The sequence below is a fragment of the Streptomyces sp. 2A115 genome, assembly GCF_052245575.1.
Lineage (GTDB): Bacteria > Actinomycetota > Actinomycetes > Streptomycetales > Streptomycetaceae > Streptomyces.
Window position 1 is genome coordinate 14,453 of sequence record NZ_JBQQCG010000035.1, and the last position, 13,179, is coordinate 27,631.

General features: G+C 70.4%; 9 protein-coding genes. 3 read left to right on the forward strand and 6 right to left on the reverse strand.

Going from position 1 to position 13,179, the window contains the following annotated elements; all coding sequences use genetic code 11:
* The first annotated feature begins 147 nt into the window (after window positions 1-147).
* Complete coding sequence (locus ACTWQR_RS27615) at window positions 148-792, forward strand: DUF6629 family protein (protein ID WP_443229946.1); 645 nt, start codon at window positions 148-150, stop codon at window positions 790-792.
* Between the two features lie 218 nt (window positions 793-1,010).
* Here the strand turns inward: ACTWQR_RS27615 and ACTWQR_RS27620 are convergent, their stop codons facing one another.
* Together ACTWQR_RS27620 and ACTWQR_RS27625 are read right to left on the reverse strand one after the other, a co-directional pair.
* A complete protein-coding gene (locus ACTWQR_RS27620) occupies window positions 1,011-2,015 on the reverse strand; it encodes a helix-turn-helix domain-containing protein (RefSeq protein ID WP_443229874.1) in 1,005 nt (334 codons plus the stop codon).
* A 140-nt stretch (window positions 2,016-2,155) separates the two neighbouring features.
* A complete protein-coding gene (locus ACTWQR_RS27625; protein WP_443229875.1) occupies window positions 2,156-5,941 on the reverse strand; it encodes a S8 family peptidase in 3,786 nt (1,261 codons plus the stop codon).
* A 287-nt stretch (window positions 5,942-6,228) separates the two neighbouring features.
* Here ACTWQR_RS27625 and ACTWQR_RS27630 point away from each other — a divergent pair, with 287 nt between their 5' ends.
* Window positions 6,229-6,531, forward strand: a complete 303-nt coding sequence (locus tag ACTWQR_RS27630; protein WP_443229876.1) for an SCO4225 family membrane protein — start codon at window positions 6,229-6,231, stop codon at window positions 6,529-6,531.
* 79 nt (window positions 6,532-6,610) lie between these two features.
* Here ACTWQR_RS27630 and ACTWQR_RS27635 read toward each other — a convergent pair whose 3' ends face one another.
* Entirely contained in the window at window positions 6,611-7,564 is a 954-nt protein-coding gene (locus ACTWQR_RS27635) for a TauD/TfdA dioxygenase family protein (RefSeq protein ID WP_443229877.1), read from the reverse strand.
* A 386-nt stretch (window positions 7,565-7,950) separates the two neighbouring features.
* Between ACTWQR_RS27635 and ACTWQR_RS27640 the strand changes: the two genes are divergently transcribed.
* Window positions 7,951-9,087: a diaminopropionate ammonia-lyase gene (locus tag ACTWQR_RS27640; protein ID WP_443229878.1), complete on the forward strand. Its 1,137-nt coding sequence runs from the start codon at window positions 7,951-7,953 to the stop codon at window positions 9,085-9,087.
* Window positions 9,088-9,302: 215 nt separating this feature from the next.
* On the opposite strand, the gene ACTWQR_RS27645 is transcribed toward ACTWQR_RS27640, so the two are convergent.
* The 3 genes from ACTWQR_RS27645 to ACTWQR_RS27655 all read right to left on the reverse strand — a co-directional run bounded on the left by ACTWQR_RS27645 (window position 9,303) and on the right by ACTWQR_RS27655 (window position 13,037).
* Window positions 9,303-9,896: a class I SAM-dependent methyltransferase gene (locus ACTWQR_RS27645; RefSeq protein WP_443229879.1), complete on the reverse strand. Its 594-nt coding sequence runs from the start codon at window positions 9,894-9,896 to the stop codon at window positions 9,303-9,305.
* A gap of 114 nt (window positions 9,897-10,010) precedes the next feature.
* Window positions 10,011-12,815, reverse strand: a complete 2,805-nt coding sequence (locus ACTWQR_RS27650) for a beta-L-arabinofuranosidase domain-containing protein (RefSeq protein WP_443229880.1) — start codon at window positions 12,813-12,815, stop codon at window positions 10,011-10,013.
* An 81-nt stretch (window positions 12,816-12,896) separates the two neighbouring features.
* Window positions 12,897-13,037 (reverse strand): hypothetical protein, encoded by a 141-nt coding sequence (locus ACTWQR_RS27655; protein WP_443229881.1) that lies wholly within the window; start codon window positions 13,035-13,037, stop codon window positions 12,897-12,899.
* Window positions 13,038-13,179 lie beyond the last annotated feature (142 nt).

A 13,179-nucleotide genomic window follows, 5' to 3' on the forward strand; every position in this document is an offset into this window, starting at 1 on the left:
GTCTAGAGAGCGCTTACTGGCGCGGCAATCCTGCTGGCACCGGTCAAGGCGGCCATGACGGTCGTGTCAGTGAAGGCGCCGGCGGCCCGGGCCGTAGCGTGGTGAGGGCAAGGACCCGAGCACATGAGACGAACCCCTGGTGGCGTGATGTGTTGGAGCGCGACAGCCGATCTCGTGGCGGGTGTCGGCATCGCCGCCGTCGGCGTGGCCTGTGTGGCGCGGGCGCGCGGAGGTGGCGATCTCCCGCTGGCCGCGCTGCCGCTGCTCCTCGGGGCCCACCAGATCGTCGAGTCCGTGGTCTGGCGTTCCGGCGGAGGCACCGGGCCCGCCACCGTGGCCTGGGCGGTGATAGCTCTTCCGCTGCTGGCCGTGTGGGTACCGGTCGGTGTGCTGTGCACGGCACCGCGGCACGCCCGGCGCCGACTGACGGTCCCGCTCGGCGCCGGTCTCGTAACCGCGGCGGCGCTCTCGTACAACCTCGCCACTCATTCCGTGACGGCCGAGATCCGTGGTCACACCGTCGCCTATGTCCTCGATCTGTCCCAGGCGGAAGTGCTTGTGGCGGGCTACCTGTTGGCCACCGTCGGCTCGCTGCTGCTCTCCGGCGACCGGCTGCTCGTACTGCTCGGCGTCCTGGTGGCCGTGGGTGCGGCGATCTGCTGGGCGTTGTGGCGACTGGAGTTCGTCTCGACGTGGTGCGCGTTCGCCGCGGTGTGCTCGGTGGTCCTGTACGGCTGGGTGCGCCGACGGTCGGCGCCGGTGGGTGTGTTGCGCACACCGGCCGGGCAGTGACGGCGGGCCCTGGCCCGTCAGTGGTGACCACTTCGGAGATCGTTGTCCGAAATCCGGTCAGTGGATGTTTGTCGGGTCCACTGCCGCGCGTGGCGATCGCATGGGTCTTTGACTGGTGGCAACACGGCTCCCGCCGCCTCTTTGGCCGCTTCCTGACCGTGAGGGGGAGGCCCGCCCGGAGAGCCTGTTTCTAGTTCAGAAACAGGCTCTTGCCCCGGTCAGAGCCATCCACGGCGTGCGGCCTGCCAGGCCAGTTGCATACGGGTCGCCGCGCCGGCGAGCTCCATCATGCGCTGGATGTGCCGCTGAACCGTGCGACGGCTCAGGCCCATCTGTGTCGCGATCGCCTTGTCGGCGACCCCGGCCACGAGGAGGGCCAGCAGACGCCGGTCGGTGGCGGACAGCGGGTCCGGCCCGCCGACTCCGTCGGTGCCGGCGACCGCGCCGGAGTCGTCGACGCCCAGTGGGACGGCGTCCTCCCAGTAGCGTTCGAAGAGGGCGATGAGCGCGGCCAGCAGATTGCTGTCCCGTACCAGTGCGGCAGTGGGCTCGTCCGGGTTGCCCTGCGGGCCGCCGGGCACGAGCGGGCAGACCGCGATGGCGCGGTCCGCCACCGCCAGCCGCAACGGCAGATGGGGAACCGCACGGGCGGTCTCCCCGGCGCGCACGCCCGCAACAACGTTGTCAACGGCGCCCTCGTCGTCGAAGAAGGCCTTCTCGTACAGGACTCGGTAACGCACCCCTCGCGCCAGCGCGTCGAACTCCGCGCTGTTGCTGCCCGAGGGCATCGCCACATACTGCGCCTTGCAGAACCAGAGCATCTCGTCCTGCGCGCTCGCCTGGATGTGACGCAGATGCTGACGCAGCGCCTCGGCGCCCGTGATGACCTCGATCAGCTCGCTTGCGTCCCGTCGGCGCATCGTGTCGCGGTACACCTGCAGCAGCCTGGTTGCCTCGGCCCGCGCGAGGTCCAGCGCGTCGGCGTTCGCCCTCAGCCGGGGCATGAGCGCCACGTCCGGGGGAGTGGCCCGGAAGTACCGGGGCAGCACGTCGGTGTGACTCGCCATGCCCTTGATGGCCAGCGCGTCGAGCACCCGCTCGGCTTCGGCCGGGCTCAGCCCGATGCGCTGCGCGACGTCCTCGGCCGAGGCCTGACCAGTCGTCACGAGATGCCGGTAGACGGACTCCTCGGCATCCGACACCCCTGCCGCCTCCAGTGCCACCGCGCCCCTCCCCGAGACCGACCGGCTCAGACAGTTGAACACCGTACTGCACGGGGTGGCGGGTCACGGCGGCCGAGCGGGCGGTCCACGGGTGAGCGGGCCGTGGACCGCCCGCTCACCCGCCGATCCGCGTGGAGTGCCTATCCGCGGTGCAGGTAGGCGCGCCGCACGGTCTGCCGGACGATGTTGCCCGCGGCGTCCCGTGCTCTGGCACGCAACGTCACGTACGCGTCACCGCGCACTCCCGACGGCCTCTTGACCGCGGCCTCGAACCCGTTGTGTCCGCGGCTCTTCACCTCGGCCCGGCTCCAGCTCGCGCCGTCGTCGTACGAGGCCTCGACGTGGACACTCACCCCGCGTGGTGCGGCCAGACCGTCCTGGGCGCGAACCGACAGGCCGATGGAGTGCGCACGGCCGGAGCCGACGGCGTTGTGCGCGTCGACCGGTACGTCGTAGTCGAGTTGCAGCAACGGCAGCGTCGTCGCGGTGTCGGTGCTGTCCGAGCGGAACGACCAGGACGTGTCGGTACCGGTTCCGTACACCCACTCGTCCGACATGCGCGAGGTGGTGAGGTCCAGCCGGAAGTCGGCCTCGCCGGAGGGGACTTCGACGTCCGTCCAGGCACTGTCGGCCTCGGCGGTCTTCCTGCCGTTGCGATAGAGCACGGCGGCGGCCGAGTCGCCCTGCGCCGCCTTCGCCCCGCCGGAGGTACCCACCCCACCGTCGTCGTCCCCGAGCAGCCGCGACCAGTGCCCGGCCGTCGAGTCCGTGAACTCCGGGATCCGCAGGCGCAGTACGTCACCCGCACGCACCGTGGGGATCTGCGTTCCGCGCGGGATGGACGGCCGGACAACAGCCCCCTGCCAGCTTTCCCGTGTCCGCTCCCCCGCTCGGTAGGTGCGCGCCGCGTCGCTCATGCCGACGGCCAGCGGCTGGTCGACGTCGAACGTGGTCGCGTGGTGCACGAGGTGCTGCCAGCTGGTGTCACCGGAGCTGACGTACTCGGTGCGCTCGAAGCCGGTCGGCACATGGCGGGTGTACTGCAGCCAGGCCGTGTCCTGGTAGGGCCGTCGGCCGAAGCGCTGTTCGCCGGCCCACTCGGCGCCGCCGTTGTCGGCGTAGGTGGTGCGTACCACCGCGCTGTTGCGCTCGGACACCGTGTGCACGACCTTCTCCGGAATGCGCTGCGAGGAGACCTGCATGACGTCGTACAGGTACGGGCTGCGGGCGGTGCCGGTGAACTTCACGGTGGTGCGCTCCCTGCCGATCCGCTTCAACAGGGCGGCTCCCGCCCCGGCGCTGATCCGCACGGTCGGTACGCCCCAGCGCTCTCCGTCCGGGGTCCAGCGTGTCCAAGCGTTGTCGTCGAAGTGGATGATCACGATGCCGCTGACTCCGGCCGCGGCCGCCTGCTCGGCCAGGTCCCGTTGGTCCAGGCCCTGTTCGTCGGTGAGGACCGCGAGCTTTCCGCGGGCCCGGTCGAATACGGGCGTGGCGGCATCACCCGCGGCCACCGCGGTCAGCCGCGTGGCCTTCTTGTCGTCGAAGAGAGGGGAGAAGGGCATGTAGTAGGCGTCCAAGGAGTTCTGGTCGCCCGACACCGACGCGTTGAGGAGCGGTGCGACGAGCTGCCAGCGCGAGGCGAACTCGAAGGTGCCCTCCGTGACGGCGGGCGTGGGACTCACGTACAGGCGCTTGGCGCTGTCGAAGTACATCGTGCCCTGGATCAGTCCGTTCCCGTCGATCTTCCGGAACGTCTGGTAGCTGAGGATGCCGCGCTGTTCGGCCGGCCGGGGTGTGCGGATGTCGACCCGGCTCGTCTTGCGGGCGTCGAGTGTGACGGACGTGTCCTTGGTGACCTTCACCTCCGGCAGGACCACATGCCGGAGCTCCTGCCCGTCGGCGGCCTTGTCCAGCGACGAGTAGTCCAACTGGTAGACGCCCTCCTCGACTTCGGCGACGGCGGCGTCGATGTCGGTGTAGCCCACGAAGCCGTCGGCACCCCAGATGGCGGGCAATGCCTGGATGCGTTCGCCGTCGAGGCCGATGGTGTTGACGGTGATCCTGTGCGTGGGACCCTGCACGACCAGGCTCAGGGTGGTGTGCACGGTGACCTTCCCGTCCGCGGAGACGGCGGTCACGTAGCCGTAGTAGTCGCCCTGCTGGGCGCGGGCCGGATCGATCGTCAGCGGAACGTCGGCAGTCGCGCCCGCGGGCACGCGTACGGAGCCGGCGCCGAGCCGCACCGCGCCCTCCGCGGGTTCCCGTCCTCCCGCCGTGGCCAGCCGAGTGGTGAGCGCGAGCGTGATGTCGGTGTCAGAGGTGTTCATGTAACGCACCTGCTTTGTACGGGTGTTGCCGTCTCCGGTCTCGAACGGTCCCAGGGCGACGGTGCCCGTGGCGGTGACCGGTCCCAGCGCGGCCGCCGCTATGTCGACGCGGCCGCCGCCCTGCTCGGTGATCTCCTGGCCGGTGGCCGTGCGGGCCGTGCTGACGAGAGCGTCCTTCAACCGGGTCGCGCTCCAGTCGGGGTGCCGCTGGGCGAGCAGCGCGGCGGCGCCCGCCACATGCGGAGTGGCCATCGACGTACCGGAGGCCGCCACGTACCGCGCGTCGACCGGGTCACCCATGGTGGTGCCGGTCGCGCGGGCCGCCACGATGCCGACGCCGGGCGCCGTGACATCGGGCTTGACCGCGTCGTCCCCGGCCCGTGGACCGCGGCTGGAGAACGAGGCGAGGGCGTCGTTCCGGTCCACGGCGCCGACGGTCAGGGCGCCGTCCGCGGCCCCGGGGGAGCCGATGCTGCCCGGACCCTGCTCGCCACTGTTGCCCGCCGCCACGACGAACAACGCGCCGGTGCGTTCGGTGAGTTCGTTCAATGCCATGCTCATGGGATCCGTGCCGTCGCTCGCGCCTTCCGCCCCCAGGCTCATGTTGACGACCTTGGCGCCCGCGTCCGCCGCCCACTCCATACCTGCGATCACCTGGGACTCGGTGCCGTAGCCATCGTCTCCGAGGACCTTGCCGACGAGCAGGTCCGCCGCGGGCGCCACTCCCTTGCGGCCGCCGGACGCGGCTCCGCTCCCACCGACGATGGCCGCGACGTGCGTGCCGTGGCCGAAGGCGTCCCCGGTGCCGGAACTGCCGGAGAAGTCCTTGGCCTGGGTGATCCGTCCGGCCAGATCCGGATGGGACTGGTCGGCGCCGGTGTCCAGGACGGCGACCTTGACGGCCTCACCGCGATAGCCGGCCTTCCACACCTCAGGGGCGCCGATCTGGGCGACGCTGCGATCCAGCGCCGCGTCCACTCGGCCGTCCAGCCAGACCCGCGGAGTGCCGGTGACCCGCGCCGCGTTCAGTGACCCGGTGTCCGGCACCAGTTGCTTCCAGAACCGGCCCAGATCCTCCTCGGCGACCCGCACCGACCGCGCGCCGATGCTGTCCAGCCGACGGACCGGCGAGCCGTCCTCGGCAAGGCCGGTCAGCTTCCGCACGGCGGATGCCGCCACTCCGTCGCTTCCCGCGACGATGAGAGGAAGCGCGTCGGTGTGCGCCTCGTCGTACCGCTGCGCGAGGAGCGCGCTCACGTCGAACAGCTTCCGGTCCAGCCGCCCCGCCGAGACCAGGTCCCCGGCATCGGAAGGAAGGACCGTCAGATGCCCGTCCTGTTCGAGAGTCCGGAAGAGGATGTGCCGCCGGCCGGTTCCCGGCGTGACCGAGGCGGTGCGCCGCCCGTCGGCGGCGGTGGCGACGGTCACCCGGTCGCCGGTGATCAGCCGCACGGTGCCGACGGCCGTCGCCGCTGGGGCGTCCGCCGCCGCTGTGGCCGTGGGCACCGAGCCGGTTCGGGCGGACACCGGCGCCACGGCGCCGGCCGTCAGAGCGAGTCCCGTCGATATCGCCGCCACCAGGCGGATTCGTCTCATCAGTCCCGTGCCTTCCGTCGTACGCGCAGAGATGTTCATGCGCTGGACAGAATCCGGTGGCACCGAATGGCATGTCACTGGTTTCCGGTGGCACAGGTGGGACATGTCGCAACCGCGACACCGCCGCTCCGGAGCGGCACGACACACGAGAGCGGGCCAGTACGTGAGTACGCGGAGACCGCCAAGGTGAGTATCCGAACTCAGGTCTCACCGAACTCGCCCGAACAGACTGGACCGCAGCGGGGCGCCGGAGAAGCCGGAACCTGTCGGACGAGGGAGAGAGCACGATGAGTTCTGTCAGCGCAGGCCGGATGTCCACCACGCCTTTCGGTACCTGGCCCTCTCGCCTGTACCTCGCGGTGTGCGCCGCGCTGATCGTCTGGCTGGCCGTGGTGTCGTCCCAGCCGCACGACGACGCTTCCTTCGCCGCGGTGATCCCGATCCTCGCGACGGCCCCGACGAGCCTGCTGGTGCTGGCCGTGCCGGACGGAGCGACGGCCGGGCTGTATGCCGTACTCGCCGTGTCCGCGGTGGTCAACGCATGGGTGATCGACCTGGTCTGGCAGCGGCTCGGCAGCAGGCGGGGCTGACTCGCGGGCGTTCCCCAACACGATCTGAACCGGGGCGAGTCGACTGCGCGAATCGGCGAGGCCGCGGTACGCCCTGTCTTTACCAGCGCTGCGGTTCGCTGCCCACGATCGGTGCCGACGGTGTGCCGTCCACCCCGACCGGGACATCCCCGGCGAGCATGACGCGGTGCATGACCCGGGGATGGTCGAGGTGGGCCGTGTCGCTGGGGGCCAGGTGGATGGTGGCCCGGTTGTCCCAGAAGGCCACACTGCCCGGCTCCCAGCGGAACCGCACGGTGTACTCGGGCCGGGTCGCCTGTGCCAGCAGCATCTCCAACAGCGGACCGCTCTCCATACGGGACAGTCCCAGGATCTGCTCGACGTAGTAGCCGTTGACGAACAGCACACGCTCGCCCGTCTCCGGATGCACCCGTACCAGCGGGTGGTCGGAGGCGATCTGACCGTCCAGCAGATGGCGTACGTACGCGTCGTCACCGGGCCGGGCCTGGTAGCCGACCCCGAGCCGGTGCTCCGCGCGCAGCCCGTCGACGAAGTCCCGTACGGGCCGCGAGAGCCCCGCGTAGGCGACCGCGAGGTTGGACCAGGTGGTGTCCCCGCCGTACGGGGGCACGGTCTCGGCGCGCAGGATGGTCGCGGCCGGCGGATCGACCCGGGCTCCGTGGTCGCAGTGCCACCCGCGCAGCAGGGAATGGCGGCGGCGCCGCAGCCACTCGTCGTGGTCCATGCCGTACCGGCCGCCGAGTTCCAGCCGGTCGGCCGTCGTCTCGACTTCCGGGAAGTCGGGCGGTGACGCGCTGCCGCGCTTCCCCAGGCGGACCGGCTCACCGAACCGCCTCGCGAACGCGACATGCGAGGCGTGATCCAGGTCCTGCTCCCGGAAGAAGACCACCTTCCAGCGCAGCACCGCCGCCCGGATCTCGGCGACCACCGCGTCGTCCAGGACCTCGGCCAGGTCGACGCCCGTGATCTCGGCGCCGATATGGCCCGCGACCGGTTTCACCTCGACCCGTGTACCGCCCTTGTCCGTCGTCATGCGGGCTCCGTTGCTCGTGCGTGCGATCAAGCGTTTCGACTCGTCGGGGCAAGCATGACCGTTCGGCCTGGCGCATGACAGGGCGCAACGGAGGACAGCGTCACGGCTCCGTGCGGACCTGTACCGTTCGGCCGCGTCCTTGATCACGGTGACCGAGGAGGGCCGCGCAGGCAGGGCGCGTGACCACGTCACCTTGACCGCGCCGACCTTGGGAAGGTTCAGCTTTCGGGAGTCGGTCACCGGCCAGTGGGCATTGGCGGTGAAGCGGATCGACTGCCGTTTGTCCTTGCGGGACTTGAACCGGGGTACTCCGGTCTTTGCGCGCCTGCCAGGTGGGTCGCGAACATTTGGTGGACCTGGGGAGGACGAGGCCGCAGGCTGGTCGTGTGCCTGAGACCGCCTCGTCCATCCCTGGACACCTCCCCGCGCCGCGATGGTTCGCGCGTCCCGCCGCCCGCGACTGGAGCTGCGCCGCGGCGCCCGCCGTGGTCCGGGACTTCCACGCCTCGCTGCCCGCCTATGCTCCTACTCCGCTGGCCGAACTTCCTTCTCTCGCCCAGGAGTTGCGTGTGGGCAGGGTCTTCGTCAAGGACGAGTCGTCCCGGCTGGGCCTGCCCGCGTTCAAGGCGCTGGGCGCGTCCTGGGCGGTGCACCGCATCCTGGCCGCGCGGACGGCGGCGAGCGGTCAGGTATCAAGTCCCGGTCCCGTCACGCTGGTAACCGCCACTGACGGCAATCACGGTCGCGCCGTGGCCCGTACGGCCCGTCTGCTCCGCCAGCGTGCGCACGTCTTCGTTCCGCCCGGCATACACCCGGAGGCCGTGGCGGCCATCGTCGCCGAGCAGGCCGAGGTCACCCAGGTCGGCGGATCGTACGACGACGCCGTACGCCTGGCCGCCGCGGCCGCGGGTCCGGACGCGGTCCTGGTCCAGGACACCGCCTGGGCCGGGTACGAACAGGTCCCCGGCTGGATCGTCGAGGGCTACTCCACTCTCTGCGCCGAGACCGACGCCCAACTCGTCGCCGCCGGAGTCGCGTCACCCGATCTCGTCGCTGTCCCGGTCGGCGTGGGATCGCTGGCCCAGGCCGTCGTCACCCACTACCGAAGCCGTCCAACCGGGCACGCCCCGGCTCTCCTGTCGGTGGAACCCGAGGCCGCGGCCTGTGTCCTCGCGAGCCTCACCCGCCGCGAACCGGTCAGCGTCACCACCGGCGAGACCACCATGGCCGGGCTGAACTGCGGCACTCCCTCCACCATCGCCTGGCCCTACCTGCGCGACGGCCTGGACGCCGCGATCGCCATCACGGACCACGACAGCTACCGCGCGGCCTGCGACCTCGCCGCCCTGGGCGTCTCCTCCGGTCCCTGCGGCGCCGCCTCCCTCGCCGGAGTCCGGGCCGCGCTCACCGGCCACGACGCCGACGAACGCCGTACGGCTCTCGGCCTCGGCGCCGCCTCGACAGTCGTGCTGCTCAGCACCGAGGGTGCGGCGGCGAATCCCCAGGCCACGACCACCGATTGATGAGCGGGCTCGGCTTCGACTCCTACCGTGTCGTCGGCGAGGACTGGGGCCCGCGGTCGCCTATCAGCTCGCGGACAGCCACCCCGGCCGAGTTGCGGGCAACCAGCGGATCGGACCGGCACGCGGCCGGCGGCGCAGCGTCCTCGGCTCGGAAGCGTCGCGGCACGAGCCGGGAGGTTTCCAGCAAGATGGCCCGGTCCTCCCACGCTCCACGCTCAGTTCTCCGGAGCCCGGAACGTCAACAAATAACGCCAGTAGAGGAGTTGGCGGACGCGGGAGCCGGGCAGGAGGCGGGCGGCCTCGTGCCGGATGTCGGCGAGTGACATGTCCGGAGGGCGTACGGGTGGCCGGAGCGGCGGTGGTTCGGCCCGGCGCAGTTTCTCGGCCACGGACGTCCTGGCCCGCGCGACGGCATTGGCGGGTACGGCCGCGATGTCCCACCAGGTGATGCCCGCGTAGCAGCCCAGCACCAGCAACACGCCGCCGGGCGCGAGTGCGTCCCGGAACCTGGCCACCGTGTCGAAGGGCATGTGGTGCAGGCTCGCCAGGCAGGTGATGACGTCGTAGTGGCCCTTCGGCAGGTCGGCGTCGGCGGCGGCCAGCTGCCGGAACCGAGGGCCTCCGCCGACGCCTTCCGCCACGGCGATCACCTCGGCGGACGGATCGACGGCATCGACCTGATAGCCGAGCGCCGCGAGTCGTCGGGCGAAGCGGCCGGTGCCGCAGCCGACGTCGACGGCGGTGAGGCCGTGCCGGGGTAACCGGCGGAGCAGCAGGCGGTGGTAGTGGTCGTTGTGATCGAAAGGCATGATCGGAACCCTGGCACACGGCCCGCGGTGACCGGCCGCGGGTATCCGCGGTCCGGCCACCTGCCCTTGGCGGCATGCTCGACGGCTCGCTCGACGGTGTGCCCGACGACGACGTCAGGACACGTACGAGGCGTTCTGCGCGGTGCTGACCACCTTCTGGCCGTCGGCCTGGCTGAGCAGCCCCGCTGACACCCAGGCGTTCACGGTGCTCTGCACCCGCGAGACCAACGCGCCCTTGCCGTTGAACGGAGCAGCCGACCAGATCTCGTCGAGGAGCGTGGTGCCGTCCGTCTTGGCCGGGTTGGTGACGCCGGAGTCGGTGTTGCCGAAGACCACCTTGGGCTCGGCCCTCCGGAAGTAGGCGTGCGTGGCGTCCTCGGTCCCCTCGAAGAACGGGGCGAACTCGGTGCCGCCCAGCGTGTAGTGGAGAGGCTTGCCCGTCACGGGGGCGAGGGTGGGCAGGAGGTCGCCGGAGAGCGCGGCGTTGCGGTAGAGCCCGACCTGCAGATAACTCGTGCCGCTGTTGCGGGCGACCAGGTTGACCGGACCGTAGAAGAGGGTCTGGAGCCCCGAGTCGTCCAGGGCCTTCTCGACCCGCAGCCGGAACGGGATGGTGACGCGCACGGTGTCGCCACTGCGCCAGGTCCGGGAGACGCCGAAGTAGCTCCCGGCGACCGGAGTCCCGCTCACCGCACTGCCGTTGACCGTCACACGGAAACCGCTGGTCGCCCAGGACGGCACGCGCAGCCGCAGGTCGAAGGCGGCGCTGCCACCCCCGATGGTGAGCGTGGAGCCCTGCTCCCGGGGATAGTCGGTGGTCTGTGTGACGGTGACGCCCTTTTGGGACCAGGTCAGCGTGGTGGGACTGTAGAGGTTCACGTACAACGCGCTTCCGTCGGCCTTCGTGAAGTACACCGAGTCCTGGTACTTCGTGGCGCTCTCCATGCCGGTGCCCTCGCAGCAGGTCGTCCCCTGCTTGGGCGTGTAGTCCCGGACATGCCCGGGCGTCAGACCGATGAAGTAGGTGACGAGCGGCTTCTCCGCGTCGGCCTTGTCCTGCTTCGAGCCGAGGACCTGGTTGTACAGGGCCCGCTCGTAGTAGTCCATGTACTTCGGGGTCTGCTCGTGGAAGAACAGCATCCGGCTGAGCTTGAGCATGTTGTACGCGCAGCACGTCTCGGCGCTGGTGTCGCTGATCGTTCCCGCGACGACCCCGCGGGCCTTCCAGAACTCGGCCGTGCTGGTGCCGCCGATCCCGAACATCCGGTGCGGCACGACCATGCCCCAGAAGTTCTTCGCGGCGGTCAGGTAGCGCGTCTCGCCCGTCGCGTCGTACAGCCGCAGCAGCCCGGTGAAGATGGGGATGTGCTGGTTGGCGTGCAGCCCGTCGAGCGTGTCGGTGTTCGCGGCGCATGCGTCGATGAGCTTGTCGAGGTCGAAGAGGCGGGCCAGCGCCAGGTGTTCGGCCTTGCCGCTGAGTGCGTGCAGATCGCAGATCGCCTCGACGATGCCGCCGAACTCACCGCTGGAGAAGATGCCCCACATCCGCTGGAGTGTGGCGTCGGGCAGCTTGGACAGCCGGGAGTACATCCAGTCGCACATGCCGGACGCCAGGTCGAGCGCCCGCGCGTCGTCGACGTACAGGTAGGCGTCCAGCAGCCCGCGCAGGATCTTGTGCGCGGTGTAGTAGGGCGCCCACACCTTGGTGTAGTCGGGGCTGGTCCTCGACTCCAGGTCGATGAACTGCGTCTCCGGGTACGCGGCGAGGAATCCGGGGTGGCTGGGCCCGCCCCAGGTCCGGCGCAGGGTGGCGGTCAGGCCGCGGCCTGAGGTGTCCGCGAAGCTGCCGCCGGTGGTCTCGTCGAAGGTGTACGAGGCCAGGGTGCCCCGGCCCGCGGACGAGGCGGCGGCCCGGTTGGTCTGCAGTGAGGTGATCTCGGCGGCGGTCAGCGCCCGGGACCAGACGTTGAACTCGTCGTAGGCTCCCGCGAACACCGGGTCGGTGGCGTAGTTGGAGCGGCCGAGCCAGTTGTTCGCCAGTGTGCCGAGCGCCGCCGGGTTGAGGGTCATCGACGTGTTCTGGGCGACGGAGGTGCCGTTCACGTAGAGGGTGCCGGTGCTGCCGGAGATCGTCACCGCCAGGTGGCTCCACTGGTTCAGCGGCAGTGCGGCGGTGCCGTTGAGGCCCTGCTCGTTGCCGGGCCCGCCGGTCGTGATGGCGAAGCGCGGGACGCCGTTCGCGTTGCGGGCGGCGAGGTAGAGATAGCGGGTGGTGTTGTTGCCGAAGTCGAAGATGCGGGCCCAGTCGGCGTTGTGGGTGGGCTTCACCCAGGTCGACAGAGTGATCGCCGAGGCACCGCCGAGCACGGTGGCCGGCAGGTCGACGTACTGGTAGGAGCCCCGGACGTTCTCCGCGGCCGTGCCGAACCTGCCTGCCACGCTGAGCACGGCCGGGTCGCTCCGCAACGCCGTACGCACCTCGGTCAGCGCCCCGACCATGGTGCGGATCTTGTCGGCGTACACCTGGTCCCCGGTGCTGCCGTAGGCCTGGGAGAGCATGCTGAGGAAGTGGCCGGTGTAGTGGCCGCGGAGGTTGCCGTTGGCCTCGCCGTCCAGGCCCTCCCAGCCGCCGGGGGCGACCGCTCCGCGTGTGGAGAGCCCGGCGTTGGCGCGGAAGACCTGCAGCAGCCGGTTCACGTCGTACCCGCGGCCGTGGTCGAGCATCAGCTGCCGCTTGGTGGCGAAGATCCCCTGTCCGACCTTCACGTCTTTGAGCTCGAACGGTCGGAGGGTCCAGGTGGACGGCGCCGGAAGTGCGGCGGCCGACGCCCGGCCCGTGCCGGCGCAGGCGAACGCGGGTACCGCCGCGGCGAATATCGCGCTCTGGAGAAGTGTCCGTCTGGAGAGGGGCGGGGCCATGCGTTCCTCGTCTCTGCGAGTGGGGGGTACGTATCCGGGCACAGGCCGGTGAGGACTGGCCGGGTGTGCGGGTGAACAGGTCTATTGCTGCGCGTTGTCGTGCGCCTTGACGGCGTTGGTATACGGGCGGCCCTCGGCCACGGCGGTGGGTTGGGCGACGAGCGACGCGTGCAGAGCCGGCAGGGCTGTCCCCAAGGACGAACCGGTGACGGTGCGGAACACGGCAAGTCCCCTTTGACGGCCCTGATTGTTCGAAATCGCGAACCATGTGCGGCTGTTCGACCAGAACATAAGTTTCGGGCGGGAGCACGTCAACGCTTCTGACGTGTTCGATTCCGGTTGATTTTTCGGTAACGGCAGAGGT

What these genes read in the sequence shown, in the direction of transcription:
- ACTWQR_RS27645 (WP_443229879.1), bottom strand. Translation starts at nt 9,896, where the DNA reads ATGCCTTTCGATCACAACGACCACTACCACCGCCTGCTGCTCCGCCGG.
- ACTWQR_RS27630 (WP_443229876.1), top strand. Translation starts at nt 6,229, where the DNA reads ATGAGTTCTGTCAGCGCAGGCCGGATGTCCACCACGCCTTTCGGTACC.
- ACTWQR_RS27650 (WP_443229880.1), bottom strand. Translation starts at nt 12,815, where the DNA reads ATGGCCCCGCCCCTCTCCAGACGGACACTTCTCCAGAGCGCGATATTC.
- ACTWQR_RS27615 (WP_443229946.1), top strand. Translation starts at nt 148, where the DNA reads ATGTGTTGGAGCGCGACAGCCGATCTCGTGGCGGGTGTCGGCATCGCC.
- ACTWQR_RS27625 (WP_443229875.1), bottom strand. Translation starts at nt 5,941, where the DNA reads ATGAGACGAATCCGCCTGGTGGCGGCGATATCGACGGGACTCGCTCTG.
- ACTWQR_RS27635 (WP_443229877.1), bottom strand. Translation starts at nt 7,564, where the DNA reads ATGACGACGGACAAGGGCGGTACACGGGTCGAGGTGAAACCGGTCGCG.